Genomic DNA, 26,696 nt, shown 5'->3' on the forward strand with positions numbered 1-26,696 from the left:
GCACCATGAAGGTGCTGCCGGTCGGTGACCGCGCCCTGCTGGTCGAACTCGGCAGCGGTGAGGAAGCGGAGGCACTGCACGCCGAGCTGTCGCGGCGCCGCGCGGACGGCACGCTTCCCGCCGTGCGGGAGATCGTCCCCGCCGCGCGCACCGTGCTGCTCGACGGCCTCGACGATCCCGCGCACCTCGCGAGACAGCTGGCCCGCTGGGAGATTCCGCCGCTCGCGTCCGGTGTCCGGAGCGCGATCGAGATTCCGGTGCGTTACGACGGTCCCGATCTCGCGGCGGTGGCCGAGCTGTGGGGCGTACCGCGGGACGAGGTGGGCCGGATCCACTCGGCGACCGCGTTCCGGGTGGCGTTCTGCGGGTTCGCGCCCGGGTTCGGCTATCTGACCGGTCTCGCGGAGCGGTACGCCGTACCGCGCAGGGCCACGCCGCGTACGGCGGTACCGGCGGGCGCCGTCGCACTGGCCGGCGAGTACACGGGGGTGTATCCGCGCTCGTCCCCGGGTGGTTGGCAGCTCATCGGCTCGACGCGGGCCGTGCTGTGGGACCACGCGCGCGTGCCCGCCGCGCTGCTCACGCCCGGCGCGCGGGTGCGCTTCGTACCGGAGGAGTTGTGACGGACCGGGCTTTCGCGGTGGTGCGAGCCGGCGCCCTGACGTCCGTACAGGACCGGGGGCGGCCGGGTCACGCGCATCTGGGGGTGCCGCGCTCGGGCGCGCTGGACCGGCCGGCGAGCGATCTCGCGAACCGACTGGTGGGCAATCCGGTGGAGGCGGCCGTCCTGGAGACGACTCTGAACGGTTGTGCGGTGCGGCCGCGTTGCGCGGTCACCGTGGCCGTCACCGGTGCGCCGTGCCGGGTCACCGTGGACGGACGTCCCGCCGCCTGGGGCGCACCGGTGCGCGTGGCCGCGGGAGAGGTACTGGAGGCGGGACCGGTGGCGGGCGGCGTACGGAGCTACCTCGCGTTCGCCGGCGGGATCGCCTGCGAGCCCGTGCTGGGCAGCCGCTCCACCGACCTCCTGTCGGGACTGGGGCCCGCTCCCCTGACCGACGGGGCGGTGCTGCCGCTGGGCGGCGAATCGGGTTCACCGGTGTACGCCGATGCCGTGCCCCGGCAGGGCCCCCCGCGCGAGCTGGTGCTGCAGGCCGGTCCCGGGCCACGTGCGGACTGGTTCACCGCACAGGCACAGCGCACCCTGGCCACGGCTGTCTACCGGGTCTCCTCCGCGAGCAATCGCATCGGGCTGCGCACGGACGGTCCGCCTCTGGAACGCGCCGTACACGGCGAACTGCCCAGTGAGGGCATGGTTCTCGGCTCAGTGCAGGTGCCGCCGGACGGGCGCCCTGTGATCTTCCTGGCGGATCACCCCACCACGGGCGGCTATCCGGTGATCGCGGTCGTCAGGGAGGGGGATCTGGCCGCGGCAGCGCAGGCAGCGCCTGGTACGCCCATCCGGTTCGTCCCCGCGGGACGGCGCTGAGGGACCGCCATAGGAGCCTCAGGGGGCCCTCAGGAGCCCTCAGAGGCGCCGTATCCGCCCCCGCCCGGCGTACGGATCTCCAGGACGTCCCCCGGCCCGACCTCGGCCGTGTCACAGCCCTCCAGCCGCGTCACCGTGCCGTCGGCGCGCTCGACGAGGTTGCTGCCGGTCGCCCCCGGCCCGCCGCCCGCCATGCCGTAGGGCGGGACACGGCGGTGACCGGACAGCAGCGCCACCGTCATTGGCTCCAGGAACCGGATCCTGCGTACCACTCCGCAGCCGCCCCGCCACCGGCCCTCTCCCCCGCTGCCCTGGCGTACGGAAAAGCTCTCCAGACGCACCGGGTAACGCCACTCGAGCACCTCGGGGTCGGTGAGACGCGAGTTGGTCATATGGGTCTGCACCGCGTCGGCCCCGTCGAATCCGTCGCCCGCACCCGAGCCGCTCGCCACGGTCTCGTAGTACTGCACGCGGTCGTTGCCGAAGGTGAGGTTGTTCATGGTTCCCGAGCCCTCCGCCTGGACGCCGAGCGCGGCGTACAGTGCGCCGGTCACGGCCTGCGAGGTCTCGACGTTGCCGGCCACGGTCGCCGCCGGAAAGACGGGCGCGAGCATCGAGCCGTCGGGGACCCGCACCTCCAGCGGTTCGAGACAGCCGCTGTTGAGAGGGATCTCGTCGGCGACGAGTGTCCTGAAGACGTACAGAACGGCCGCCGTGACCACCGACTTGGGGGCGTTGAAGTTCCCGGCCTGCTGGGGCGCCGTGCCGGTGAAGTCCAGGACCGCACGGCGTGCCTCTCGGTCCACCCGCAGGGCGACGCGGATCACGGCTCCGTTGTCCGTCTCGTAGCGGTACTCGCCGTCCCGCAGTCCGGCGACGATACGGCGCACGGATTCCTCGGCGTTGTCCTGTACGTGCTGCATGTAGGCCTGGACCACACCGATACCGAACTCGCCGACGATCCGGCCCAGTTCGGCGATGCCCTTCTCGTTCGCGGCGATCTGCGCGCGCAGGTCGGCAACGTTGGTGTCCGGATCGCGCGACGGATACGCGGCGGTCCTCAGCAGTTCGCGCGTCTCGTCCTCGCGCATCCTGCCGTCCCTCACGAGAAGCCAGTTGTCGAAAAGGACGCCCTCTTCGTGCACCGTACGGCTGAAGGCAGGCATCGAACCGGGGGTGATGCCGCCGATCTCGGCATGGTGCCCGCGCGAGGCCACGAGGAAGCGCAACGACCCGCCATCGGCGTCGAACACCGGTGTCACCACGGTGACGTCCGGCAGGTGCGTGCCACCGTGGTACGGGTCGTTGATCGCGTACACGTCGCCGGGACGCATGGTGCCCTCGTTGCGCCGCAGCACTTCCTTGATGGACTCGCCCATCGAACCGAGGTGTACGGGGATGTGCGGCGCGTTGGCGATCAGATTGCCGTCCGCGTCGAACAGCGCGCAGGAGAAGTCGAGCCGCTCCTTGATGTTGACGGAGTGGGCGGTGTTTTCGAGGCGTACGCCCATCTGCTCGGCGATGGCCATGAAGAGGTTGTTGAACACCTCCAGCATGACGGGGTCCACGTCCGTACCGACCGCCGTCCTGCCGGGGCGCGGGCGCACGCGCGTGAGCAGCAGATGCCCCCGTTCTCCGGTGGCCGCCTGCCAGCCCGGGTCGACCACGGTGGTGGCGTCGTCCTCGGCGATGACGGCGGGTCCTTCGACGGTGTCCATGGGCCGCAGGTCGTCGCGCCGGTACAACGGGGTGTCCTGTCTCCGGCCCTCGGTGAACATCCGTACCGTCGCACGGGGAGCCGACGTTCCCGTGCGCGAGCGTCCTTCCGTGACGTTCCCGGGAACGTTCGGTCCCGCCGTGCCCACCGCCTCGACCGAGACGGCTTCGACGACCAGTGGCTTGTCCATGGTGAACGCGTACCGCGCGCGGTGGTCCGCTTCGAAGGCCGCGGTCATGTCCGGGACGCTGCCCAGTGCCACCGGCAGGCTCGCGTCCGTACCTGCGTAACGGATCAGCACGCGCGCGTGCGTGCTGATCGCCGCGTCAGCGACGCCGTCTGCGCGCAGCTCCGCACGAGTACGTCCGGACAGTCGGTCGCACAGTTCGCGTACGCGCCCGAGCGTCCGCTCGTCGAGTTCCGCCTCGACCGACTGTTCGCGCATGGCGGTGGCGTCGGCCAGCCCGATGCCGTACGCCGAGAGCACACCGGCCAGCGGCGGCACGATCACCGTGTTGACGCCCAGCGCGTCGGCCACGGCGCACGCGTGCTGTCCGCCGGCGCCACCGAAGCTGGTGAGGGCGTAACGCGTGATGTCGTGACCGCGCTGTACGGAGATCTTCTTGACGGCGTTCGCCATGTTGAGCACAGCGATGTCGAGGAAGCCCGACGCGACCTCCTCCGGGCTGCGTCGCACTCCGGTCGCTTCGGCGACTTCGTCGGCGAGCCGCGCGAACCCCAGGTGCACTGTCCCGGCGTCCAACGGCTGGTCGCCGTGCGGTCCGAAGACCGAAGGGAAGTGGTCCGGCTGGACGCGTCCGAGCATCACATTGGCGTCGGTGACCGTGAGGGGACCACCGCGCCGGTAACAGGCAGGCCCGGGAACAGCGCCCGCCGAGTCGGGACCGACCCGGTAGCGCCGGCCGTCGAAGTGCAGCACGGAGCCACCGCCCGCAGCGACGGTGTGGATGTTCATCATCGGAGCGCGCATGCGAACACCCGCGACCTGGGTGCCGAAGTCCCTTTCGAACGCGCCGGCGTAGTGCGACACGTCGGTGGATGTGCCACCCATGTCGAAGCCGATGACGCGCTCGAATCCGGCCTGTTCCGAGGTACGGGCCATTCCGACGACGCCTCCCGCCGGGCCGGAAAGCACGGCGTCCTTGCCGCGGAAGTGCGCCGCCTCGCGGTGCCCGCCGTTGGACTGCATGAACATCAGGCGGACGCCTCGCAGTTCCTCGGCGACCTCGTCGACGTACCGGCGAAGGATCGGCGAGAGGTACGCGTCCACGACGGTCGTGTCGCCGCGCGGCACCAGCTTGATCAGCGGACTGACCTCGTGCGAGCAGCTCACCTGGGTGAACCCGAGCTCACGCGCCGTGGCGGCGACGGCGGACTCGTGCGCCGGATGACGGTAGCCGTGCATCAGCACGACAGCGGCGCTGCGCAAGCCGTCTTCCCGCGCGGCGCGCAGTTTCTCGGTGACGGCCGCGAGGTCGAGCGGCCGTACGGTCGCTCCGTGGGCGTCGATCCGCTCCGGGACCTCGACGACGCGCTCGTACACCGCCTCGGGCAGGACGATGTGGCGGTCGAAGAGCCGGGGACGGTTCTGGTAGGCGATGCGCAGTGCGTCCCTGAAGCCCTCGGTGATGACCAGTACGGTCGGCTCCCCGCGCCGTTCCAGGAGCGCGTTAGTGGCGACCGTCGTGCCCATCTTGACAGCGCTGATCCGGTCGGCGGGGACCGGCTCGTCGGCCCCGAGTTCCAGCATCAGCCGGATCCCGGCGACGGCCGCGTCCCGGTAGCGCTCCGGGTTGTGCGAGAGCAGTTTGCGGGTGACGAGCCGCCCGTCGGGCCGTCGGCCCACCACATCGGTGAAGGTGCCGCCACGGTCGATCCAGAATTCCCAGCGCCCGCTCATTCCCCCATTCTGGCAAGGGGCGGGGCCGATACGGCGGCGAGCGCGGCCGACAGCGCCTGGGAGGCACGCAGATCGAGCCGCGCGCTGGGGCCGCGTGCCCCGTGCCCCACCTCCGCCGCCGCCAGGCCCAGGAGTTGCGGCAGCAGGTCCGTGGAACGACGCGCGAGCCAGCCGGTGCCCGCTGTCAGGAGCCACACGAGAGCGGCCGCACGGGTGGGCGGGGGCTGCTCGGGTTCGTGCCCCGGCGGCGCGCCCGTCGCGAGCCCTTCGGCGGCGAGCAGCGCGTGAAAACGGGCGGCGATCACCCGGTGACCGCGCTCCCCCGGGTGCAGCCTGTCCGCGCTCCAGAGGCCCCGGTCCGCCACCCAGTGCCCCGCGGCGACGTGCAGGTGTACGGCGCCGTAGCGCGCGGACAGGGCGTGCACCACGGCGTTGACGGCGCGCTGTCTGCGGGCCAGTGGACGGGCGAGGGGAGCCGGCAGGCCGAGCCTGGTGCCGGGGTCCGGCAGGCAGGCTGTCAGCAGTACGGTGCCGCCGGTGGTCAGGGCGGCGAAGACCGCGTCCAGCCGGACGGTGAGGTCATGGATGTCGAACGTGCGGCGAAGGGTGTCGTTGACGCCGACGACGACTGACGCGATGTCGGGCGCGAAGGCGAGGGCGCGTGGGGCCTGGCGCTCCGCGACATCCCGGGTGAGCGCCCCGCTCGTGGCGAAGTTGCGGAAATCGGCCGCTTCCCCGCACGCCGCGAGTCCCCCGGCCAGCAGTGCGGCCCAGCCGCGCCACCCTTCGCCCACGGGGTCGCCGACGCCCTCGGTGAGCGAGTCCCCCAGCGCCGCGAACCGCCCGGCCCGGCCCCGGGGCCGGGCCGGGCCGTGTCCGGCGGGAACTGTCCCCAGCCCGCCCCTTCCCGTAACCGGGGCTAGGCCCCGGACCTCGTGCGGGGCGGGCTGGGGGGCCTCCAGTAACCGGGGCCCTGAAAGGCACGGCCGTGGCGGGCGTGACTTCGGCGCAGCCGGCATGGGCTTCCAGGGTCATGCCGGCACCTGCGCGCACCGCACCCGGGAACTCGCATCGTGCGCCGCCAGGAATGCGTCCACCGCCGCAGGCCACCCGAAGAGTTCCGCACGAGCCCTCGCCGCCGCGCGGCGCGCGGCTTCGGGGCGGGCGAGCAGTTGTCGTACGGCGCCGGCGAAGGCCTCGCCGGAATCGGCCGCCGCCAGACCCGCGTCCCCGATCACCTCCGGCAGCGCGGAGGACGCACTGGCGACGACCGGAGTGCCGCAGGCCAGCGCCTCCAGTGCGGACAGTCCGAACGTTTCGGCGGGTCCGGGTGCCAGGCAGAAGTCCGCCGACGCCTGCAGGTCCGCCAGTTCGCCTCGGTCCGCCACGTGGCCCAGGAACACGGCGGGCAGCCGCTCCGTACGCGCCCTGCGCACCAGCCTGTCCCGCAACGGCCCGTCCCCGGCGACCACCAGTGCCGCTCTTACGCCGTTCCCGCGAAGCGCCGCAAGGGCGTCAAGGGCCGTTCCCGGGTGCTTCTCGACCGACAGACGCGAGCACAGCAGGAGCAGTACGTCGTTCCCGTGTACGTGCCGGGCGCGCAGCACCGTACTGCGGTGCCCCGGCCGGCACGCGCGCAGATCGACGCCCAGGGGAGCGCGCACCACATTGCGCGCGCCGATGCGTACGAACTCGCGCTCCGCCCACTCGGTCGTGCACACGATCCGCGAGTACGCCCACGCACTGCGCAGGTTCAGCCGGTCCGCCGTGCGTCCGGCGACCGTCTCCGGCAGCCCCCAGGTGCGCAGCACGCCGTCCGCCGTCTCGTGCGACACCATCACCGAAGGCACCCTGTTGCGCCGCGCCCACTCCCCCGTCCAGCGCAGCGACGTACGGTCGGAGACTTCCAGCCGGTCCGGTGCGAGCGTCTCCAGGAGCCCGCGCAGTTTTCGGCGGCCGGCGAGGATCCGGTAGCCGCCGGTCCCGGGAAGCACCGCGCCCGGCAGGGTGATCACACGCCCCTGTGCGGTGAGTTCGTCGCTCTCGCGCTCGCCCGGGACGACGAGCACCGGCTCGTGCCCGGCAGCCAGGTATCCGCGGCCCAGTTCCCGCAGGGCGGTGCGCAGCCCGCCCGACGACGGGGTGACGAAGTTGGCCAGCCGTACGATCCGCAGCGCCCCACCGTTCCCGCGCCCTCTCATGCCGCCACCGCCGTCCGGTCGCGCAGTACGTCCGCGTAATGGCCGAGCAGCTGATCACCGACGACGGCCCAGGTCCTGCTCTCGACGGCCTCTCGTCCCGCCCGTCCATAGGCGGCGCGCAAACCCGCGTCGTCGACGAGCGCCGAAACGGCCGTCCGTACGGCCGCCGCGTCACGTGGTTCGACGAGCAGCCCGGTCTTCCCGTGACGGACGAGATCCAGTGGCCCGCCCGCCGCCGGAGCGATCACGGGAACGCCGCTCGCCATGGCCTCCTGAACGGTCTGGCAGAAGGTCTCGTACGGTCCGGTGTGCGCGAACACATCCAGGGAGGCGAAGATCCGGGCGAGTTCGTCGCCCGTCCTGCGTCCCATGAAGACGGCGCCGGGCAGTGCGGCCCGCAGCGAGGGCTCGCTCGGACCGTCCCCGACGACCACCAGCCGTATGCCCGGCAGCCCGCACACACCCGAGAGCAGCTCCACCTGCTTCTCGGGCGCCAGCCGTCCGACGTACCCGACGAGCAGTTCGCTGCCCGGCGCGAGAGCGCGCCTCAGCTCCTCGTCACGCATGGAGGGCCTGAAACGCGCCGTGTCGACCCCGCGTGCCCATAGGCGGACCCGCGGCACTCCGTGCTCCTCCAGGTCGCGCAGAGCCGCCGTGGAGGGCGCGAGGGTGCGGTCCGCCGCACTGTGTACGGCCCGTATGCGCCGCCAGGCGGTGCCTTCCCCGGCTCCCATGTACGTACGGGCATAGCCCGCGAGGTCGGTCTGGTAGACGGCAAGGGCTGGGATGCCCAGCCGAGCGGCGGCCGCCATGCCGCGCACTCCGAGTACGAAGGGGCTCGCCAGGTGAACGATGTCGGCCCGGTGGGCGATGAGAGCGGCGGCCACCCTCCGGCTGGGCAGTGCCACCCGCACCTGCGGATAGCCGGGCAGCGGCAGCGAGGGCACGCGCACCACGGGGTACGGCAATCCGTTGTCGGAGCCGCTCCAGGAGCCGGACGAGGCCCCGGAGCCGGGATCGGCCGCCGCCCCCGCCGCGGCCGGGGCGATGACGAGCGGGTCATGACCACGGGCGGCAAGGTGCCGGGCGGTCTGCAGGGCGCAATGGGCAACACCGTTGACGTCGGGCGGAAAGGACTCGGTGACGATGACGACACGCATACGCATATCCGTGTTGTCGTCGGGCCATGAGTGTCCCGGCCGACTTGGATCTTTCCGGGCGAGGAACGTCCTATGAGCGTTTGGCCCCCGTGCGCGTCACGCCGCCCTCGCGCCCGCCACCACGCCGCCACGCCCGCTCAGACGGCGGGCGCGTCGGGCCCGATCCTGCTCCGTACGGCGGTCTGGACCTCGGCCTCCTCGGCCGGGTCGGCGGCGAGTCGCCGCAGTCTTTCCGCCACGCGCGCGTCGCCGGTCTCGGCGTGCAGTGCGGCCACTTCCCTGGTGGTTTCCTCGCAGTCCCACAGGCACTCGACAGCGAAGCCGGTGGCGAACGAGGGGTCGGTCGCGGCCAGCGCGCGCGCCGCACGGCCGCGCAGGTGCGAGGAGGCCGTCTCCCGGTAGACGTGGCGCAGTACGGGCGCCGCGGCGCAGATGCCGAGCCGCCCGGCCCCGTCGACCAGGGTCCACAGGAGCGGTGCGTCGGGCCCGTCGGCCCGTACGGTCTCGCGCAGCGCGCCCAGCACGAGCGGGGCGTCCTCGGCGCCGCCCCGGCAGGCGAGCACGCCGGCCGCGGAGGCCCCGAGTGCATCCGGACGGTGTACCCAGCCGCGCGCCCGGTCGACCGCCTCGGCGCCGCACATCCGCTCGAAGGAGGCGACCGCGGCGTCCGCGACGGTACGGGAGGGACTCTGTGCCGCCGCCTCGATGAGGTCGAGCACGACGGCGTCCCGTGATTCGGCGAGGTAGTGCAGCGCGGTGCAGCGCGCACCGTCCTGGCCGTCGCGTGCCGCCTCGACGATCGCGGCGCGGTCCGCGGGTCCGGCGACGGCGCTCAGACACCTGGCGGCCGGGACGTGCAGCGGCGTACCTCGGTCCAGGCCCTGCTGGGCCCAGTCGAACACGGCCTGGACGCTCCAGCCGGGGCGTGGCCCCGTCGGCCTCATCTGCCGCTGCCAGCGGTCGAACGACCCCTGTTCCCGCGCCGCCCGCACCCGTGCGCCGACGCTTTCTCTCAGGTCCTCGGACCACAGCCGCCAGGGCCGCGGCTCGAAGGCGTCCCGTACGGCGGCTGCCAGCTCGGCCTCGCCCTCGGGTGTGCCGGGGAACCGGGCGAGGACGGGCGCGGCGAGGCCGCGCAGGCCGGCGTCGTCGTCGCGCAGGGCGAGCTCGTCGAGAGCCCACGCCCAGTTGGCGCCGGTCCTGGCGTACCGCCGCAGCAGTACGAGAGCGTCGTCCCTGCCGTACGAGGCGAGGTGGCCCAGCACGGCGAGCGCGAGGCCGGTCCTGCCCTCGTCGTCGTCGACGAGGTCCTCCGCGTCGAAGAGGTGCTGCTCGATCGCTTCGAGCCCGCCGTCGAGATCCAGATAAAGGCGCGCGTAGTACAGCGAGCGGTTCTCGACCTGCCAGTCGTGGCGGGGGTCGTCGAGAACGCAGTGGTTCAGAGCCGCGAGCGCTTCGGGGCGGGGCGCGGCGAGCGCGTGCAGCGTGCCGTCGCCGCGGCCCCTCTGCAGGAGGCCGAGCAAGGTGCCGCTCGGCGCTATGACTGGATCGAACATGGAAAAAGCCTCACATCAAGCTGTCGACGCAACCGGGATACGCGGATACGTGCCTGTCTAGGCCGCGCGACAACATGTCCGGCCGGCGTCCGCCGTCATCTCTTGCTCGGTGTAGACCATCTTCCTCTGCCTCTCGTCGGTGGGCCCGGAGCGGGCCCGCTCACATTCCCCGTGATCCGGCAACTTCTGCCCGTACCGCGTGCATGTGAATCCGACGTCATGATGACCCAGCCATTTCACCGACGCGACCACATTTACGGCGCCCCGGTCACTGGGCCCCGAAGAGCTCCAGCAGGTCCTTCTTGTCGAACATGCGCGCGGTGTCCATCGCGGACGGCGTTCCGGCAGCCGGATCGGCGCCGCCCGCGACCAGTGCGCGGACCACCGCTTCCTCCCCCTTGAAGACGGCGCCGGCGAGCGGCGTCTGACCCCGGTCGTTGACCCGGTCCGGGTCGGCGCCACGGCTCAACAGGGCCTCCACAGCGGCCGCGTGGCCGTGATAGGCGGCGAGCATCACGAGGGTGTCGCCCCGGTCGTTGGTGAGGTTCGCGGGCACGCCTGCGTCGACGTACGCGGCGAGCGCCTCGGTCTCTCCCTGACGCGCCAGGTCGAAGACCTTGCCGGCCAGTTCGACCACCTCGGGATCCGGGGTTTCGTTCATCGGACGGTCCACCTTTCACTGCCGTTTCACTGCTGTGACCTGTACGTACGGCACCAGCGCCGTACGAGTGAATCGACAGGGTAGCGCCCGCTCGCCGACATGACGCGGCCCGGCGGCGGCAAAGATCAGGGCGAACCGGACCCGTGGCCGACACCATCCGCCACTCCAGTGAAAAAGATGAAAAGTAACCCATTTGCACCTTTTGCCGTATAGATACATGCTGTGAGCCTGGAAGAACTCATGGTGACTGTCCCCTCAACCAGGAGAACCTCATGATCCTGTCCATCTCAGGCGTCGTGCTGCTCGGCATCATCGTCTTCCTCTTCTTCCGGAAAGACGGCCTCAAGGCGTCGCACGCCCTCGTCTGCGCACTGTTCGGCTTCTATCTCGCGGGCACAGCGATCGCACCGAGCATCAAGGCCGGAGGCGCGAGCCTCGCCGGCCTTCTGGGCGGGATCAAGTTCTGACCTGCCACAACCGCTTCAACACCCCCAGGAGACCGAAGTGGCCCGGCTTCCACTCCCCCGCATTCTGAGCAGCGGCAGTGCCTCGATCACCCGCAGCCGCGAGATCGCGCGCACCGCAGCCGACAGCGCCACCGACGTTCTCCATCCGCTCATCACGCTCACGCGCGGTCTGCGGAAGCTGGCCGCCGCCGGCCGGCGCAAGTGGACCGATACGCCCAAGGAACGGCGTGGTTCCGCGCTGTTCCTGGTGGCGGCCGTCGTCCTGGTGGTCGCGCTCATCCCGTACGGGCCGCTGCTCGCCCTGATCACGGTGATGGCCGCGGCCGCCTGGAAGGGGCGGGAGCGCACCCCGGCGCAGACCGGCCCGGGCGAGGCCGAGACGGAGCGGCTCCGGGCCCTCTACGAGGCTCTGGTGCCGTACTTCTCGGTGGACGGTGACCCCAGCCCGCTGTTCGCCCACGGCGGTGAGTGGGACAAGGCGTTTCCCGAGTACGACTTCGACGACGGCCGGCTCGTCCGTCTCCTTGTCCGATACCCGGCGTACTTCACCGACGGCGAGGCCTCGTCCCGGGCCCGCGTCGAGCAGTTGCTGCACGCCAAGTCGGGCCGCGGGCGCGAGTACCGCTTCGACTGGGACGAAGAGGGCAACAAGCTCGTCATGACCGTGCTGCCCCCGCTGCCCACCTCGATCGCCGCCCAGCGCTTCGTCACGGCCCCCGGCGAGACCGTGCTGGGCTTCACCGACGCCGACGCGGTCCAGCGGACCGTTCCGGTCACGGAGGGCGCCAGGACGTACGACGCTCCTCCGGTGATCTGGCGGACCGGGACACGCTCCACGGAGCCGCATCTGCTCGCCGTGGGGCAGCCGGGAAGCGGTACGAGCAGCCTGCTGCGCTCGATCGCCCTTCAGGCGCTCCAGCACGGCGACGTGGTGATCGTCGAGGGCAGCGGAACCGGCGAGTACGCGTGCCTCACCGGACGCGGCGGCGTACTGGCCGTCGAATGCAGCCTCCCGGGAGCGCTCGCAAGCCTGGAATGGGCGGCGCACGAGACCGAGCGGCGGCTGATCGCCGCGAACCGCGCCCGCCAGGCGGGGCACCCCACACCGGAAGACACCAGACGCCCGCTGTGGATCCTGCTGGACCGCCCGAGCGTGTTCGGTCACCTGGCGGCCGCCGAAGGGCGCGCCGATCCCCAGCAGCTGCTCCAGGTGCCCCTGCGGCACGGCAGGGCGGCGAATGTGACGGTGGTGGTGGCTGAGCAGTTCGACGCCATGGACGCCCTCAGCGAGACCGTGCGGTCCCACACGCGCGCGCGCGTGGTGCTCGGTCCGGCCGTTCCCGGGAACGTCGAATCGGTCCTCGGAGAGCCACCGCACACGACACCCACCCGCGACACCCCGCCCGGGCGCGGTTACGCACGGCTCGGTACAGGCCCGGTGATGCGGCTCCAGGTTCCGGCGACGCCCGATCCGTACGACGACGCGACGAGCGAGGCGCACCGGCAGGCCGTCGTCGAGCTGCTTCCCGAGCGCGTTCTCCCCGCGGAGACGCAGCCGCCCGCGCAGGCCCGGATCCAGCCCCCGGCGCAGGAACCGGAGCCGGTGCCTGCCGAGAGCTGATCCACGGAGAGCTCGGAAGTCCCGTCAGGCGACGAACGTACGCGGGACTTCGGAGCCGGAGCTCGCGCCACTCTCCACGAGCCCGGCGGCAGCGGCCAGCCGCACCGCCGCCTCGTCCGCCACGGGGCCGCCGACGGTGAACGGCAGCCGGACGTACCCCTCGAAGGCCCCGTCGACCCCGAAGCGCGGCCCCGAAGGGACCCGTACGCCGACGCGCTCACCCATCTCGGCGATCCGCGAACCCGACAGCCCTCCGGTACGCACCCAGAGCGTCAGTCCCCCGCGCGGGACGTCGAATTCCCAGTCGGGCAGCTCCCTGCGCACCGCGGTCACGAGCGCGTCGCGGTTCTCGCGCGCCTGCGTACGACGGATCTCCAGGGCCTCTTCCCAGCCCCCCGTACTCATCAGCCATGTGACGGCGAGCTGCTCGAGAACGGGCGTACCGAGGTCCGCGTAGGCGCGGGCCGCCACCAGACTGCGGATCACATCCGGCGCCGCCCGCACCCAGCCGATGCGCATGCCCGCCCAGAACGCCTTGCTGGCGGACCCCACGGTCAAAACCGTGCTGCCCGACGGGTCGAAGGCGCAGACCGGCCGCGGCATGTCGACATCGGCGTCCAGGAACAGCTCCGTCATGGTCTCGTCCACGACGAGCACCGTCCCGGCCGAGCGCGCCGCGTCGACGAGCGCGCGCCGCTGGTCCTCGTCGGCCAGGGCGCCGGTCGGATTGTGGAAGTCCGCGACGACGTACGCGAGTCGCGGCGCGGAGTCGCGCAGCACCTGCCGCCAGCGCGGCAGATCCCAGCCCGTCAGCCCTTCGGCCATCGCGACGGGCACCAGCCGGACACCCGCCTCGCGCATCAGCTGAAGGATGTTGGCGTACGACGGCGACTCGACGGCGATGCGTTCGCCCCGGCCCGCGAAGAGATGGCAGATGGCGTCCATCGCGCCCATGGCGCCCGTGGTGACCATGATCTGCTCGGGCATGGTCGGGATGCCACGCTCGGTGTACCGGTCCGCGAGCATCTGCCGCAGGGCGGGCAGGCCCGCCGGGTAGTCGCCGTGGGTGTGCGCGTACGGCGGCAGCTCCTCCAGCGCGCCCTGTACGGCGCGGGTAAGCCACGGCTCGGGCGCCGGCAGCGAGGCGCAGCCCAGATCGATCACGGAGCCGAGGGACTCGGGCGGGAGGGGCTCGAGGCCCCGCGCGGGCAGCGGCTTGCCGGCGGGCACGGCGGTCCAGCTGCCGGCCCCCCTGCGCGACTCCAGGAAGCCCTCGGCGCGCAGCGCCTCGTACGCCGCCGCCACGGTGGTACGGCTGACGGCCAGGGCCACCGCCAGCTCGCGCTCGGCGGGCAGCCGCGCGGCGACCGGCACACGCCCTTCGAGGACCAGCAGCCTTATGCCGTCGGCGAGGGCGCGGTAGGCCGGCGGCTTGCGCGTACCGGGGCCCTGCGGGCGGGTCTGCTGGGCATTGAGCTGCCTGGCAAGCTGGGCCGCACCAACCGCCGAAGTCCACTGCACCATGATTTGCAGTCCACCTAACTCGAATTGGCCATGGATGGCATCTCGTGCCAAGCCACAGAGTGGCATGCGGCGGTCCACTTCCGCCACTGTCTCTATCCAGGAGCATCACTTGTCCAGGGAACTCACTCGTCGGCTGCTGCAGCTGTACGCCGGTCTCGCGCTGTACGGAGTGAGCTCGGCGGTGCTGGTGCGGGCGGGCCTCGGCCTCGAACCCTGGGGAGTACTGCACCAGGGCCTCGCCGAGAAGACGGGGCTGACGATCGGCGTGGTCTCGATCATCGTCGGCGCCGCCGTCCTACTGCTCTGGATCCCGATCAGGCAGCGCCCGGGGCTCGGCACGGTCTCCAATGTCGTGGTGATCGGCGTCGCGATGGACGGCACGCTCGCCCTCGTACCCGACGTGCACGCTCTGGCAGGCCAGATCCCGCTGATGCTCGTAGGCATCGTGCTCAACGGCATGGCGACCGGCCTTTACATCGCCGCCCGGTTCGGGCCCGGTCCGCGCGACGGACTGATGACCGGGCTGCACCGCGTCACCGGGCGCTCCATCCGGCTCGTACGCACCGCGATCGAAGTGGCGGTCGTCGCCACCGGCTTCGCCCTGGGCGGCTCACTCGGCGCGGGCACCGTCGTCTACGCCCTCGCGATCGGACCGCTCGCCCAGTTCTTCCTGCGCGCCTTCGCCGTCCCCGCGCCGGAAAGCAGCAGCACGGCCGTCACCGGCCATACACGGGAACGGGCGATAATCCCCCGGTGAACCTCGTACGCCATCCCTATCTGGACCACCCCGCGCCGCTCGCCTTCGCCCATCGCGGCGGGGCCGCGGACGGCCTGGAGAACACCGCGGCGGCGTTCCGGCGCGCCGACGAGGCCGGGTACCGCTACTTCGAGACCGATGTGCACGCCACGGCGGACGGCCGCCTCGTCGCGTTCCACGACGCGACCCTGGACCGGGCGACGGACGGGCAGGGCAGGATTTCGGCGCTTCCCTGGAACGTCGTCCGCCGTGCACGGGTGGCGGGGAAAGAGCCGCTTCCCCTCTTCGAGGAGCTGCTCGAAGAATTTCCCGACGCGCGCTGGAACGTCGACATCAAGGCCGAGCCCGCTCTCGCACCGCTGGTCGACCTGATACGCAGGACCGGCGCGTGGGACCGGGTGTGCGTCGGGTCGTTCAACGAGAACCGCGTCGCCAGGGCGCAGCGCCTCGCGGGCCCCCGCCTCGCCACTTCCTTCGGTACGGCGGGCGTCCTGGGACTGTGGATGCGGGCGCGCTCCCTGCCCGCCGCGGTGCGCCGCAGCGCCGTGTGTGCACAGGTTCCCGAGGCGCAGAGCGGCATCAGGGTCGTCGATCACCGCTTCGTACGCACCGCGCACGCGCTCGGCCTGCAGGTCCACGTGTGGACGGTCAACGATCCCGGGCGGATGGCAGCCCTTCTCGATCTCGGCGTGGATGGCATCATGACGGATCACATCGAGACGTTGCGCACGGTGCTGACCGAGCGGGGTGCCTGGGCCTGAGCCCACAACGCCCGCCCCGTGACCCGCGACGGTACGGGGACGAGCAAGGGGGGCACCCGGTGAGCGCTGGCACCGTGGACCGTACGGACGGCGCCGAGGAGGCGGACGGTCCCGACGGGCCGGCCGGCCGCAGGCGCGAACAACACGGCTGGTACTTCTACGACTTCGCGTGCTCCGTCTACTCGACGAGTGTGCTCACCGTCTTCCTGGGCCCGTATCTGACGACGGTCGCGAAGGCCGCGGCGGACGCGGACGGCTTCGTCCATCCGCTGGGCATCCCCGTACGGGCGGGCTCGGTCTTCGCGTACGCCGTCTCCGTGTCCGTCGTGGTGGCGGTCCTGGTGATGCCTCTGGTGGGCGCGGTCGCCGACCGTACGGGCCGCAAGAAGCCACTGCTGGCCGCCGCCGCGTACGTCGGAGCGGCCGCCACGGCAGGCATGTTCTTCCTGGACGGGGACCGCTATCTGCTGGGCGTGTTCCTGCTGATCGTCGCCAACGCCGCCCAGTCCGTCGCGATGGTGCTCTACAACGCGTACCTGCCCCAGATCGCGGAGCCGCACGAGCGCGACAAGGTCTCCTCGCGCGGCTGGGCGTTCGGCTACACGTCCGGCGCCCTGGTGCTCGTACTCAACCTCATCCTCTACTCCGGTCACCAGAGCTTCGGGATCTCGGAGTCCACGGCCGTACGCATCTGTCTGGCGTCGGCCGGCCTGTGGTGGGGCGCCTTCACGCTCGTGCCGCTGCGCCGGCTGCGCGACCGGAGGGTGGCGGCGCGCGGCGGGGAGGCGGCGGGCAGGGTCGGTGCGGGGTGGCGTCAACTGGTGGCCACCGTGAAAGACATGCGCCGCCACCCGCTGACGCTGTCCTTCCTGCTGGCCTATCTGGTCTACAACGACGGCGTCCAGACGGTGATCTCCCAGGCGTCCATCTACGGCTCCGAGGAGCTGGGACTCGACCAGACGACCCTCATCACGGCCATCCTGCTGGTGCAGGTGCTCGCGGTGGCCGGGGCGCTCGGCATGGGCCGGCTGGCCCAGCGGTTCGGCGCCAAGCGCACCGTCCTCGGCTCGCTCGCCGCCTGGACCCTGACCATCGGCGCGGGCTACTTCCTGCCGGCCGGGGAGCCGGTCTGGTTCTACGCCCTGGCCTCGGCCATCGGCCTGGTCCTCGGCGGCAGCCAGGCCCTGTCCCGCTCCCTCTTCTCCCATCTGGTGCCGCAAGGCAAGGAGGCGGAGTACTTCTCGGTCTACGAGATGAGCGACCGGGGCATGAGCTGGCTGGGACCGCTGGTTTTCGGCCTCACGTACCAGCTGACCGGGAGTTACCGGGATGCGATCATCTCGCTCGTGGCCTTCTTCGCGCTGGGATTCGTGCTGCTCGCACGGGTGCCCGTACGGCGGGCTGTGGAGGCGGCGGGAAACCCCGTGCCGGAGCGAATTTAGACACCTGAAGTGAAAGGCCGGTAGTGTACGCCTTTGGCCTGCCAGGCGGACCGTTACTGCGCGCTCGGAAATCGACAACGCTGGGTGACATCTGCTGCCAGAAGTGACAAACCGGGCACTGGTGGGTACCCAAGTTTTTGGGAAAAGCAGCGGCACGACGGGCGACGCATGACCCGCAACGGGAATCTTTACCGCCGACCGGACGTTGACCGGATGACGACGACAGCGACACCTGTCCTGTGGGCGACAAGCCCGGGAGGCACGATTCATGAGTGAGCGAGCTCTCCGCGGCACGCGACTCGTGGTTACAAGCTACGAGACCGACCGCGGCATCGATCTGGCCCCGCGCCAGGCGGTGGAGTACGCATGCCCGAACGGACATCGATTTGAGATGCCGTTCTCGGTAGAGGCCGAAATTCCGCCGGAGTGGGAGTGCAAGGCGTGCGGCGCCACGGCACTCCTGGTAGACGGCGACGGGCCTGAGGAGAAGAAGGGCAAGCCCGCGCGTACGCACTGGGACATGCTCATGGAAAGGCGCACCCGCGAGGAGCTCGAAGAGGTCCTGGCCGAAAGGCTTGCGGTACTGCGATCCGGCGCCATGAACATTGCGGTGCATCCGCGGGACAGCCGCAAGTCCGCGTAACGCCCCGGCGTTGCGCCTGACGGCAGTCAGCACAACAGCAGTCAGCACCACGGCAAGAGCCGCGGGGGTGTGACACAGCGAGTCTGTGTCACACCCCCGCGGCTCTTGTCATGCCAGTCGTGCCGGTCATGCCAGTCGTGCCGGTCGTGCCAGTCGCGCCATGAGGACTGAACGGGTTCAGGGGGCGAGCGGGGGCCGCGGGCCGTCGTCGCGCCGAGGCCCGGACGGGGCGTCGTCCCTGATGACCTCACCCTGTACGACCTTGCCGTCCGGGCGGTGAATGCGAGCCTGCTGGAAGGCGTCGCCCAGGCTGCCGGCGCCGGCCGCGCTCATCCTGCGTTCCAGGGAACGCTCGGCGTACCTTCCGAGGAACGACCGCACAGGCGGCACGAGGAGCAGCAGCCCCGCCGCGTCCGAGATCATCCCGGGCAGCATCAGCAGCAGACCGCCGAGCATCAGGAAGCCGTTGCCGCTGCTTCCCTGCCGCTGGGCCGGCGTCTCGCCCGCCTGCTGCCGCTGGAGCGTCTCGGTGAGGTTCCTGAACGCACGCCGGCCTGCCCGCTTGGTGACCACGGCGCCGAGCACGGCGCCCGCGACCAGCAGCAGGAAGACCGTGAAGCCGCCGGCGGCGCCGGCCACCAGAGTCAGGAGCCACACCTCGAGCACGAGCCAGACAGCGATGCCGAGCGGTACGAAGGTGCGCGCGCGTGAGCGCTTGGGAACTGTCGGGGGCGGTGAGCCGGTCGTCATGCCCCCCAGTGTGCCTGTACGGGCGCGTGGGCGGCGTAAAGACGAGATCAGGAGGGCTTGCGCCCCAGCAGCTTGTTCGCCCGGGAGCCGACGCCCCAGGCCGTCACGCGCCACAGCGCCTCGACGACGATGTCGCGGCTCATCTTGCTGTCGCCCAGCTCCCGCTCGACGAAGGTGATCGGCACTTCGACGACGTTGTAGCCGGCCTCGACGGCGCGACGGGCGAGGTCGACCTGGAAGCAATAGCCCTGGGAGGCGACGTCTTCGAGACCGAGGCCTTCCAGCGTCTGCGCGCGAAAGGCCCGGAAGCCGCCCGTGACGTCGCGGATCGGTACGCCGAGAAGCACCCGCGAGTACGTACTGCCGCCGCGGGAGAGCACCTCGCGGTGCTTGGGCCAGTTGACGACGCGCCCGCCGGGCACCCAGCGCGAGCCGAGAACGAGATCCGCGCCCTTGAGCGCGGTCAGCAGGCGCGGAAGCTCCTCGGGCTGGTGCGAGCCGTCCGCGTCCATTTCGACCAGTACGCCGTAGTCGTGCTCGATGCCCCAGCGGAAGCCCGCGAGATAGGCCGCGCCGAGCCCTTCCTTGCCCTTGCGGTGCAGGACGTGGACCTGGTCGTCCACGGCCGCGAGCTCGTCGGCGAACTTACCGGTGCCGTCGGGGCTGTTGTCGTCGGCGACCAGGACGTGCGCGTCGGGCACCGCGGCACGCACCCGGGAGACGATCGGCTTGATGTTCTCGGCCTCGTTGAAGGTCGGGATGATCACCAAGGCTCTGCCGAGCGGGCCGTAACGCCTCTGACCGCCGTCGTTCACTGCTTCCCCTTAATGTCCGTACACAGTTGCCCCACCCTAGCGAGCGTGGTCGGTCGGCCTGCACGGATGCCGTCCGGGAGGACCGGAGGAAGCCACAAGTCGTATCTGCGGGTCGGGGCCCGGTGTCCTTCGGGCCGGCCCCGGGCCCGCCGGCTGCGGGTCGGCCGAGAGCCGTTGTCTACTGAACGTCCGGGCCCCACCCGGGTCCCACCTGCCGCTCGGCTGAAACCTTCCCTCGCCCCCGAGGCGCGGGCGCTGAACCTGGCTCCGAGTGCTGGTGCGCCTGTGCGGCACACCACCCCATGACCCAGCGGCGTTCGACGACTGCGTGGAGGTTTGCCGGTCGGACGTCCTGCGGTGGACTCGCCGAACCTACCCGCCGGTGGCCGCTTTCTGTCAATAGTCGTTCGACCTGGGGTGTTTACTCAAATCACCAGGTCAGTGCGGAAGGTACGCAGGTGACACGAGGCCACGCCGGAACACCGATCGGCGGTACGCGGCCCGGCCACATCACTCGTTCGGCCTCACGTAAACAGTTTGTCCGAAAACGACGGTCCGCAGGCAGACGGGGAGTTCGGCGCCGGGCGTGAGGTCCGGCAGCCCGGGCGTCCCCGAGCGCGGATCGGTCGACCAGCGGGCGACCCGGTCGTCGGGCGCCTGCACCACCAGCTCGTCGGCGCGCCAGACCGCGTAGTCGGCGGGCGCCCCGGGGACCAGCGTGCCCGCGTCGTCGCGGCCGACGGCGCGCCAGCCGCCGCGCGTGTGGGCGGTGAAGGCGGCGCGTACGGAGATGCGCTGCTCGGGCGTGCGGTGGAAGGCCGCCGCACGCACGGTGCCCCAGGGGTCGAGCGGGGTGACGGGGCTGTCGGAGCCGAAGGCCAGCGGCACACCTGCGCGCAGCAGGGCGGCGTACGGGTTGAGCGTACGGGCCCGCTCGGCGCCCAGGCGCCGCGCGTACATCCCCTCCTCGCCGCCCCAGGCGGCATCGAAGGCGGGCTGCACAGAAGCGGTCAGGCCGAACTCGGCGAAGGCGGCGATGGTGGCGGGGGTCAGCATCTCGGCGTGCTCGACGCGGTGGCGGGCGGCGCGGATCCGGGCGAGGCCGACGCGCTCGGCGGCCGCGCGCACGCCGTCGACGACCGAGGTGACGGCGGCGTCGCCGATGGCGTGGAAACCGGCCTGGAGTCCGGCCTCGGCGCAGGCGGCGACATGAGCGGCGACGGCCGCCGTGTCGAGGTACGCGGCCCCGGTGTGGGACGCGTCGGCGTACGGGCCGTGCAGGCAGGCGGTGTGGGAGCCGAGGGAGCCGTCGACGAAGAGATCGCCCGCCGCGCCGACCGCGCCGAGTTCGCGCACACGTTCGGCGTCCTTCGCACCTGCGACCTGCTCGGCCCAGTAGCCGAAGACGCGCGGGCCGGGCTCTCCGGCCGCCAGCTTCAGCAGCCCGGTGAAGTCCTCCTCGTCGGAGATGTCCGGCCCCGCGCACTCATGGACCGTGCCGATGCCGAGCGAGGCCGCGTGGGCGAGCGTCGCGCGCTGCGCCTCGGCGCGCTGCCGGGGGGTGATGGCGCTGTGCGCCGCGCCCCGTACGGCGTGGTGGGCGGCGGAGGTGAGCGGGGCGTCCGGGTGGTAGCCCGCGAGGGCGGTGACGCCGGGGACCAGGTCGAGGAGGGCGGTGGTGACGACGGCCGAGTGGACGTCGATCCGGGGCAGGTACAGCGGCCGGCCGCCGGCCGCCTCGTCGAGTTCGGCGCGGGACGGGGGCCGCTGCTCCGGCCAGCGCGTGGCGTCCCAGCCGTGCCCGAGCAGGATCTGCCCGGCCGGTGCCGCGGCGGCGTGCGCCCGTACGAGCTCCAGCGCGGCGGTGAGGCTGCGCGCGCCGGACAGATCGAGGCCGGTGAGCGCGAGTCCGGTGGAGGTGGTGTGCACATGTGCGTCCGTGAACGCGGGCGTGACCAGAGCGCCTTCGAGGTCGATCACCTCGTCGACCCCGGACGCGAAGGCGTCGGCCGCCCCTTCGGAGCCCACCCAGGCCACCTGTCCGCGCTCGACGACCATCGCGGTGGCGAAGGGGTCGGCGGGGCTGTGGACCTCGCCGCCGCGCAGCAGCACGGTGCGGTGTTCGGCCTGGGGGGTGGGGACGTTGTGCTCGGTCATGGGGAACAGTCTCGCCCCTCGCGCGGGACGTGCCGTGCGCGGGGGCGGAGCGGGCGGTCCCACCGGTGAGGTCAGACCTGCGGCGGGCGGGCTTCGTACGGCGTCGAAAGAACCACCGTCGTACGCGTCGACACACCGGCCAGGGAACGGATCCGGGTCAGCAGGTGCTCCAGTTCGAGCGGGGTCGCGACGCGCACCTTGAGGATGTAGTTCTCGTCGCCCGCCACGCTGTGGCACGCCTCGATCTCGGGAACGCCCGAGAGCCGTTCCGAGATGTCGTCCGGGGCGCTGGGGTCGAACGGTTTCACCGAGATGAACGCGGTGAGCGGCAGCCCGACGGCCTCGGGGTCGACCACCGCGGCATAGCCGCGGATGACACCCCGCTGCTCCAGCCTGCGCACACGCTGGTGCACGGCCGAGGTGGACAGGCCCGTGGCCTTGCCCAGGTCGGTGTAACTCATCCGCCCGTCCTTGACGAGCAAATCCACGATCTGACGATCCAGCTCCTCCATAGCCGGTCAACCTATTGCCCCGGAGGGCCTCAGGCACAGCCGGGGCCGCTCCGGAGGGGCATCTGCGCCGGGCATGTGACGAATGCCACAGGCTTATGGCCGTGTCCGTCGGGCAGGCGCGATTACCGCGCGTGCGCGACGGGAAGTGCTTGCTGTGGTCGAGGCCGCAGCGCCTTGTCGGCCCACCCGAGGGGGAGTGTCTCCATGCAGAGCCTGAAGCGCGCCGGACGTACCGAACCGGATCCTGTTGAACCCGCATCCGTCGACGACGACGATCTCGATGATTTCGACGCGTACGACACTTTTGAGATGTTCCGGGTGATCTGCCCGGACTGCGCCCAGCCCATCGCACTCCTGGCGGACGAGAACGTCCTGCCCGAGCACGCGAAGTGCCCCACTCCGTGGAACCCGTTCGGCCTCACGGCGTGCGCGGGCACCGGACGCCCGGCGGCGGACGCCAAGCCCGCCGACGAGACCCTGGAGGTCCAGGAGCAGGAAACGGCCCTGCTGTTGACGCTCCCTCAGGGGCTCGACTGGCGGACGCAGCCGTTCTCGCACGTGGGCGGTCCCGGCTCGCGTCCGCTGCTCAAGGGGTCGATGCGGCGCGCCGCCTAGGGCGCGCCGGGCGGACTCAGGACGCCGCGTCCCAGTACGTCCCGTGCACCATCGCCTCCAGTGACGCCCGGTGCAGGATCATCGCGTCCGGGTCCTCCGGGACCCGGACCTCGCCGAAGTGCACCTGCCGGTAGGCGATGCGCAGCATTACGACGGCGTGCCGCAGGGCGGCGTACAGCGTGTGGAACTCCATGTCCCGCGGTGTGTGGCCGGTGAGTTCGGCGTACCGGCGCTCGATGTCCTCGCGCCGCAGGAAGTCCGGCAGGCCGCTCTGGCCGAAGCCCACCGTCAGGTCCTGGAAGAAGCGGTGCAGGTAGACCGTCCAGGCCAGGTCGAGTTCGCGCGGGCCGTAGGACGCCATCTCCCAGTCGAGTACGGCGGCGGGCTCGAAGCCGTCGTAAATGATGTTGCCGATACGGGCGTCGCCCCAGCTCAGTACGGCGGGCCCGGTGTCGTCGGGCCAGTGCGCCTCCAGCCAGTCGAATGCGGTCTCGATGAGCGGTGAGCGGGCGACGCCGTCCACGACCCAGTCGTAGTACGCCCGTTGAGCCGCCACATGGCGCCGCAGGGGGCTGCCCGTGCCCGGCGCCATCAGGAACTCCGCCTCCTTCGACGGGAACTGGTCGTGCAGCCGCGCGAGGACGGTCAGCGTCGCGTCCTGGAGGCGCGCGCGTTCGGCGTCCGAGGCGGCGTGCAGCCAATTCCCCTCGTACGTATAGGGCATGACGTCGGGCGGGACGCGGCCCTCCGCCCGCTCCATGACGAAGAAGGGCGCGCCGAGCGGCCGGGCGTCCTCCTCCAGCCACAGGACGCGCGGCACGGGGACGTCGGTGTGCGCGGCGACGAGGCTCATGACGCGGTGCTGGCGGGCCATGTCGTAGACGGGGAAGACGCTGTACGCGGCCGGGTCGGCGGCCAGTCGAAGGGCGCAGGCGGACACCGGGGCGGCCGGGTGGTCGAGATCGAAGAGGAGCGTCTCGCTCGACATGCCGTTGGAGGCGGGCGCGTTGACGCCGCCGACGCGCGCGCCGGGCAGCCGGGTGTCGAGCCACGCGGCCAGGCGGCGGCCGAGTTCCTCCGGATCGCGGGTGGTGGTGCGCGGGCGGGGTGCGGTTGCCATGCCGAACTCCTGTCGGGAGGGCGACTCTCAGGGGGCGACGGAGTCGTAGCCGGTGAAGCCGCTCGGGTCGTGGCGGCCGAACGTGCCGTGCTCGAAGACGCCATAACCGGTCCGCCCGTCGAGCGTGAAACGGGCGGCGTGGTCGGTGACGCCGTACGCCGCCATGGGGTGCGCGGCGGGATCGGAGAGGTCGTACGTACGCCGGTCCGTCCAGCCGCGCCCCTGCCAGCTGCCGTGCTGCCAGTCCGTCGCGGGCGGGTAGCCGGCGCCGACGGCCAGCGGCGAGGAGTTCAGGATCTCCACGCCGAGCTCCAGCGGCTTGCGGTCGGGGCCCGCGAGGTGGACGACGGCGCGCTCGGGGTGGCGGGTGCCCGGGCGGTACGTGATGTCGGCGTGCGGCCAGCCGAGCTGGAGGTCGCGCTCGCCCTCGCGCACGAGCAGCGCCTCGTTCAGGGTCCGGTGGCCGTCGGCGTCCTCCTGGGCGATCACCATCAGGAAGCGGTCGTCGAAGCGCGCCGGTATCCAGAGCCAGTGGAAGCCCTCGGGGCGGTGCTCCTCGGCGGCCCGGCCGCCGTCCTCGCCCGGGATCGGCCGTACGCCCCAGCTCCGGTCGCGGGTGCCGGTCCACTCCCCCGCGGACAGCTGTATCTCCTCTCCCCCGGCGCGGATCACCCCCGTACATCCACCCGCCTGGACGAAGCGGCGGCCTTCGAGCATCAGGCGGTCGCCGCGCCGCTGGACGTGGTGCGGCTCCCAGACGGCGGGGAAGTCCGCCACCCAGGTGACGTCGTACGAGAGGGAGTCCGGGTCGGCGGGATCGGCGTCGCAGTGGAGGGTGAAGCGGCGCAGCGGCTCGTCGACGGTGATCCGCAGGGGGCCGACGGCGAGGTTCATACGGTCGTCGGTGAGGGCGTCGGAGGCGCGCACGGCGTGCAGACGGTCTCCGATGCGCAGGGTCGCGTAGGCGTCGATCACACCGGTGTTCGGGTAGACCCCGAGACCGGCGATGAGCAGGGCGCGGCCGGTGTGGTCGACGAGGTGGAAGATGCAGCGGTCGTAGGCGTTGCGGTCGCCCGTGGCGACGTGCTTCATCGACAGCGGGACCTGGTGGACGGGGTATTCGTCGAGCGGTACGGGGCGGTCCTCGGCCACGGCGGTCCTCCTGGGCGCGGACGTAGCGGGATGCGGCATACGACGTACAGAGCCGACCGGAGGTGCGGCCCCGGCGGCAGATTTGACGGTACGTCAGAAACCGCGCTCAGGGCCATACGCGCGTCAGGGCCCGGGGCGGTACGGTTCACCGCGCGAACGGACTCCCGAATGAGTCCGGCGATAACCCCGGCAGCCTTGTGGCAGTTGGCCCGATATGACCCTGACGTACACACAGGTCGGTGACGGACGCCGGCGTCTCGTTCCCCCGCCCTCCATGCCCGCAGAATCGGTTCCGCATCCCTCGGACCCGCCCCTCTACCGCGCGCTCCTGCGCCAGTGGCACAGCCATGGCCGCACCCTGCCGGGACGCCGCGACCCGGAGTGGGCCCGGCTCGTGGCGTCCCCGACGTGGCCCGACGGGCGGCTCAGCGGCTCTCGGGACCCACGAGACGGCGGGCGATGACCATGCGCTGAATCTGGTTCGTACCCTCGACGATCTGGAGCACCTTCGCCTCGCGCATGAAGCGCTCGACGGGGAAGTCCAGCGTGTAGCCGTAGCCGCCGAGGACCTGGACGGCGTCGGTCGTCACGCGCATGGCCGCGTCCGTGCAGAACAGCTTCGCCATCGCCGCCTGCCGCGAGAACGGCCGTCCCGCGTCCCGCAGGCGCGCCGCGGCCAGGTACAGCGACCGGCCCGCCTCGATCTGGGTGGCCATGTCGGCGAGCATGAAGCGCAGGCCCTGGAAGTCGGCGATCGGCCGGCCGAACTGCTGCCTTCCGGTGGCGTACGAGACGGCCTCGTCCAGCGCCGCCTGGGCGACCCCGACCGCGCAGGCGGCAATGCCGAGCCGCCCCGAGTCGAGCGCGGACAGCGCTATCGCGAAGCCCTGCCCCTCCTCGCCGATGCGGCGAGAGTCCGGGACCCGTACGCCGTCGAAGTTGAGCTGGGCGGTGGGCGAGCCCTTCATGCCCATCTTCTTCTCGGGCGCCGCGGCGCTCAGCCCCTCGGCGTCGCCGGGCACCAGGAAGGCCGTGATGCCCCGGGCGCCCTCGCCGCCCGTACGGGCGAGGACGGTGTAGAAGTCGGCGATCCCGCCGTGGGTGATCCAGGCCTTCGTGCCGGTGACGACCCAGTCCTCGCCGTCGCGCACGGCCTTGGTGCGCAGCGAGGCCGCGTCGGATCCGGAGGAGGGCTCCGAGAGGCAGTAGGCACCGAGCAGGCCGCCGCCGAGCATGGCGGGCAAATGCGTGGCCTGCTGCTCCTTGGTGCCGTAGCCGGCGAGGGCGTGGCAGGCGAGGCTGTGGACGCTGACGCCGAGGCCGACCGTGAGACGGGCGGCGGCGAGCTCTTCGAGTACCTGGAGATAGACCTCGTACGGCTGGTCTCCGCCGCCGTGCTCGGCGTCGTACGGCAGACCGAGCAGTCCGGATTCGGAGAGCAGCGCGAAGATCTCGCGCGGGAAGTGCCCGGCGTCCTCCTCGGCTGCGGCCCGGGGGACGATCTCTCGCTGGATCATGTCGCGCACGAGCGCGAGCAGATCACGGGACTCCTCGGTGGGCAGCTGACGTTCCACCGGCTGCGGGGCGCGGTCGGGCATGGGGGCGCTCTCCTCCCTGTCGGGCGCTGCGACGGTCGCGCGCGCAGGGTGTGGCGG

At 71.7% G+C, this 26,696-nt stretch carries 23 protein-coding genes; 9 read left to right on the plus strand and 14 right to left on the minus strand.

The window, feature by feature from the left end:
- The first annotated feature begins 5 nt into the window (after positions 1-5).
- The gene (locus AC1P0E_RS04295) at positions 6-623 is read left to right on the plus strand and encodes a 5-oxoprolinase subunit B family protein (RefSeq protein ID WP_482745645.1); all 618 of its coding nucleotides are present in this window, start codon (positions 6-8) and stop codon (positions 621-623) included.
- Entirely contained in the window at positions 620-1,489 is an 870-nt protein-coding gene (locus AC1P0E_RS04300; RefSeq protein ID WP_482740815.1) for a 5-oxoprolinase subunit C family protein, read from the plus strand. The genes AC1P0E_RS04295 and AC1P0E_RS04300 overlap by 4 nt, the downstream gene beginning before the upstream one ends.
- 29 nt (positions 1,490-1,518) lie before the next feature.
- Here the strand turns inward: AC1P0E_RS04300 and AC1P0E_RS04305 are convergent, their stop codons facing one another.
- The 6 genes from AC1P0E_RS04305 to AC1P0E_RS04330 form a co-directional block, all read right to left on the minus strand.
- Positions 1,519-5,127 carry a hydantoinase B/oxoprolinase family protein gene (locus tag AC1P0E_RS04305; protein ID WP_482740816.1) on the minus strand — a complete coding sequence of 1,203 codons (3,609 nt, stop codon included), beginning with the start codon at positions 5,125-5,127 and terminating at the stop codon, positions 1,519-1,521.
- Complete coding sequence (locus tag AC1P0E_RS04310) at positions 5,124-6,146, minus strand: SGNH/GDSL hydrolase family protein (protein ID WP_482740817.1); 1,023 nt, start codon at positions 6,144-6,146, stop codon at positions 5,124-5,126. The genes AC1P0E_RS04305 and AC1P0E_RS04310 overlap by 4 nt, the downstream gene beginning before the upstream one ends.
- Before the next feature lie 12 nt (positions 6,147-6,158).
- A complete protein-coding gene (locus AC1P0E_RS04315) occupies positions 6,159-7,328 on the minus strand; it encodes a glycosyltransferase (protein WP_482740818.1) in 1,170 nt (389 codons plus the stop codon).
- Positions 7,325-8,488 carry a glycosyltransferase family 4 protein gene (locus AC1P0E_RS04320; protein ID WP_482740819.1) on the minus strand — a complete coding sequence of 388 codons (1,164 nt, stop codon included), beginning with the start codon at positions 8,486-8,488 and terminating at the stop codon, positions 7,325-7,327. Before AC1P0E_RS04320 ends, AC1P0E_RS04315 begins: the two co-directional genes overlap by 4 nt.
- A gap of 137 nt (positions 8,489-8,625) precedes the next feature.
- A complete protein-coding gene (locus tag AC1P0E_RS04325) occupies positions 8,626-10,044 on the minus strand; it encodes a HEAT repeat domain-containing protein (RefSeq protein WP_482740820.1) in 1,419 nt (472 codons plus the stop codon).
- Between the two features lie 268 nt (positions 10,045-10,312).
- On the minus strand, positions 10,313-10,705 hold the full coding sequence (locus tag AC1P0E_RS04330; protein WP_482740821.1) for an ankyrin repeat domain-containing protein: 393 nt from the start codon (positions 10,703-10,705) through the stop codon (positions 10,313-10,315).
- Positions 10,706-10,977: 272 nt separating this feature from the next.
- On the opposite strand from AC1P0E_RS04330, the gene AC1P0E_RS04335 reads away from it, so the two are divergent.
- Both AC1P0E_RS04335 and AC1P0E_RS04340 read left to right on the plus strand, forming a co-directional pair.
- Positions 10,978-11,172, plus strand: a complete 195-nt coding sequence (locus AC1P0E_RS04335) for a hypothetical protein (RefSeq protein WP_028814016.1) — start codon at positions 10,978-10,980, stop codon at positions 11,170-11,172.
- Positions 11,173-11,209: 37 nt separating this feature from the next.
- Positions 11,210-12,793 carry a hypothetical protein gene (locus AC1P0E_RS04340; RefSeq protein WP_482740822.1) on the plus strand — a complete coding sequence of 528 codons (1,584 nt, stop codon included), beginning with the start codon at positions 11,210-11,212 and terminating at the stop codon, positions 12,791-12,793.
- Positions 12,794-12,817: 24 nt separating this feature from the next.
- On the opposite strand, the gene AC1P0E_RS04345 is transcribed toward AC1P0E_RS04340, so the two are convergent.
- On the minus strand, positions 12,818-14,317 hold the full coding sequence (locus AC1P0E_RS04345) for an SCO1417 family PLP biosynthesis transcription factor (RefSeq protein WP_482740823.1): 1,500 nt from the start codon (positions 14,315-14,317) through the stop codon (positions 12,818-12,820).
- Between the two features lie 64 nt (positions 14,318-14,381).
- Here AC1P0E_RS04345 and yczE point away from each other — a divergent pair, with 64 nt between their 5' ends.
- From yczE to AC1P0E_RS04365, 4 genes are all read left to right on the plus strand, one after another.
- Positions 14,382-15,074 (plus strand): membrane protein YczE, encoded by a 693-nt coding sequence (gene yczE, locus AC1P0E_RS04350; protein WP_482740824.1) that lies wholly within the window; start codon positions 14,382-14,384, stop codon positions 15,072-15,074.
- Entirely contained in the window at positions 15,071-15,835 is a 765-nt protein-coding gene (locus AC1P0E_RS04355) for a glycerophosphodiester phosphodiesterase family protein (RefSeq protein WP_482740825.1), read from the plus strand. Before yczE ends, AC1P0E_RS04355 begins: the two co-directional genes overlap by 4 nt.
- 74 nt (positions 15,836-15,909) lie before the next feature.
- Positions 15,910-17,277, plus strand: coding sequence for an MFS transporter (locus tag AC1P0E_RS04360; RefSeq protein ID WP_482745646.1), 1,368 nt, complete (start codon positions 15,910-15,912; stop codon positions 17,275-17,277).
- Positions 17,278-17,545: 268 nt separating this feature from the next.
- Positions 17,546-17,920: an RNA polymerase-binding protein RbpA gene (locus tag AC1P0E_RS04365; RefSeq protein ID WP_014044757.1), complete on the plus strand. Its 375-nt coding sequence runs from the start codon at positions 17,546-17,548 to the stop codon at positions 17,918-17,920.
- A 177-nt stretch (positions 17,921-18,097) separates the two neighbouring features.
- Here the strand turns inward: AC1P0E_RS04365 and fxsA are convergent, their stop codons facing one another.
- The 4 genes from fxsA to AC1P0E_RS04385 all read right to left on the minus strand — a co-directional run bounded on the left by fxsA (position 18,098) and on the right by AC1P0E_RS04385 (position 22,154).
- Positions 18,098-18,670: an FxsA family membrane protein gene (fxsA, locus tag AC1P0E_RS04370; RefSeq protein ID WP_482740826.1), complete on the minus strand. Its 573-nt coding sequence runs from the start codon at positions 18,668-18,670 to the stop codon at positions 18,098-18,100.
- Positions 18,671-18,717: 47 nt separating this feature from the next.
- A complete protein-coding gene (locus AC1P0E_RS04375; protein WP_482740827.1) occupies positions 18,718-19,485 on the minus strand; it encodes a polyprenol monophosphomannose synthase in 768 nt (255 codons plus the stop codon).
- Between the two features lie 510 nt (positions 19,486-19,995).
- Positions 19,996-21,642, minus strand: coding sequence for an amidohydrolase (locus AC1P0E_RS04380; protein ID WP_482740828.1), 1,647 nt, complete (start codon positions 21,640-21,642; stop codon positions 19,996-19,998).
- A gap of 71 nt (positions 21,643-21,713) precedes the next feature.
- The gene (locus tag AC1P0E_RS04385; protein ID WP_069929760.1) at positions 21,714-22,154 is read right to left on the minus strand and encodes an Lrp/AsnC family transcriptional regulator; all 441 of its coding nucleotides are present in this window, start codon (positions 22,152-22,154) and stop codon (positions 21,714-21,716) included.
- A 204-nt stretch (positions 22,155-22,358) separates the two neighbouring features.
- Here AC1P0E_RS04385 and AC1P0E_RS04390 point away from each other — a divergent pair, with 204 nt between their 5' ends.
- Positions 22,359-22,769: a hypothetical protein gene (locus tag AC1P0E_RS04390; RefSeq protein WP_482740829.1), complete on the plus strand. Its 411-nt coding sequence runs from the start codon at positions 22,359-22,361 to the stop codon at positions 22,767-22,769.
- A gap of 16 nt (positions 22,770-22,785) precedes the next feature.
- Here AC1P0E_RS04390 and AC1P0E_RS04395 read toward each other — a convergent pair whose 3' ends face one another.
- From AC1P0E_RS04395 to AC1P0E_RS04405, 3 genes are all read right to left on the minus strand, one after another.
- Complete coding sequence (locus tag AC1P0E_RS04395) at positions 22,786-23,889, minus strand: phosphotransferase family protein (protein ID WP_482740830.1); 1,104 nt, start codon at positions 23,887-23,889, stop codon at positions 22,786-22,788.
- Between the two features lie 27 nt (positions 23,890-23,916).
- Positions 23,917-25,080, minus strand: a complete 1,164-nt coding sequence (locus tag AC1P0E_RS04400) for an Rv3169 family protein (protein WP_482740831.1) — start codon at positions 25,078-25,080, stop codon at positions 23,917-23,919.
- A 386-nt stretch (positions 25,081-25,466) separates the two neighbouring features.
- Positions 25,467-26,639, minus strand: coding sequence for an acyl-CoA dehydrogenase family protein (locus tag AC1P0E_RS04405; RefSeq protein ID WP_482740832.1), 1,173 nt, complete (start codon positions 26,637-26,639; stop codon positions 25,467-25,469).
- Between the last annotated feature and the right edge of the window lie 57 nt (positions 26,640-26,696).

This window comes from Streptomyces sp. TRD_SC_5 (assembly GCF_056836825.1).

Excerpts from the sequence above, each read along its gene's own strand:
- AC1P0E_RS04295 (WP_482745645.1), top strand. The coding sequence starts at position 6 with ATGAAGGTGCTGCCGGTCGGTGACCGCGCCCTGCTGGTCGAACTCGGC.
- AC1P0E_RS04305 (WP_482740816.1), bottom strand. The coding sequence starts at position 5,127 with ATGAGCGGGCGCTGGGAATTCTGGATCGACCGTGGCGGCACCTTCACC.
- AC1P0E_RS04310 (WP_482740817.1), bottom strand. The coding sequence starts at position 6,146 with ATGCCGGCTGCGCCGAAGTCACGCCCGCCACGGCCGTGCCTTTCAGGG.
- AC1P0E_RS04315 (WP_482740818.1), bottom strand. The coding sequence starts at position 7,328 with ATGAGAGGGCGCGGGAACGGTGGGGCGCTGCGGATCGTACGGCTGGCC.
- AC1P0E_RS04320 (WP_482740819.1), bottom strand. The coding sequence starts at position 8,488 with ATGCGTGTCGTCATCGTCACCGAGTCCTTTCCGCCCGACGTCAACGGT.
- AC1P0E_RS04325 (WP_482740820.1), bottom strand. The coding sequence starts at position 10,044 with ATGTTCGATCCAGTCATAGCGCCGAGCGGCACCTTGCTCGGCCTCCTG.
- AC1P0E_RS04330 (WP_482740821.1), bottom strand. The coding sequence starts at position 10,705 with ATGAACGAAACCCCGGATCCCGAGGTGGTCGAACTGGCCGGCAAGGTC.
- AC1P0E_RS04335 (WP_028814016.1), top strand. The coding sequence starts at position 10,978 with ATGATCCTGTCCATCTCAGGCGTCGTGCTGCTCGGCATCATCGTCTTC.
- AC1P0E_RS04345 (WP_482740823.1), bottom strand. The coding sequence starts at position 14,317 with ATGGTGCAGTGGACTTCGGCGGTTGGTGCGGCCCAGCTTGCCAGGCAG.
- yczE (WP_482740824.1), top strand. The coding sequence starts at position 14,382 with ATGCGGCGGTCCACTTCCGCCACTGTCTCTATCCAGGAGCATCACTTG.
- AC1P0E_RS04365 (WP_014044757.1), top strand. The coding sequence starts at position 17,546 with ATGAGTGAGCGAGCTCTCCGCGGCACGCGACTCGTGGTTACAAGCTAC.
- fxsA (WP_482740826.1), bottom strand. The coding sequence starts at position 18,670 with ATGACGACCGGCTCACCGCCCCCGACAGTTCCCAAGCGCTCACGCGCG.
- AC1P0E_RS04380 (WP_482740828.1), bottom strand. The coding sequence starts at position 21,642 with ATGACCGAGCACAACGTCCCCACCCCCCAGGCCGAACACCGCACCGTG.
- AC1P0E_RS04385 (WP_069929760.1), bottom strand. The coding sequence starts at position 22,154 with ATGGAGGAGCTGGATCGTCAGATCGTGGATTTGCTCGTCAAGGACGGG.
- AC1P0E_RS04390 (WP_482740829.1), top strand. The coding sequence starts at position 22,359 with ATGCAGAGCCTGAAGCGCGCCGGACGTACCGAACCGGATCCTGTTGAA.
- AC1P0E_RS04395 (WP_482740830.1), bottom strand. The coding sequence starts at position 23,889 with ATGGCAACCGCACCCCGCCCGCGCACCACCACCCGCGATCCGGAGGAA.
- AC1P0E_RS04400 (WP_482740831.1), bottom strand. The coding sequence starts at position 25,080 with ATGCCGCATCCCGCTACGTCCGCGCCCAGGAGGACCGCCGTGGCCGAG.
- AC1P0E_RS04405 (WP_482740832.1), bottom strand. The coding sequence starts at position 26,639 with ATGCCCGACCGCGCCCCGCAGCCGGTGGAACGTCAGCTGCCCACCGAG.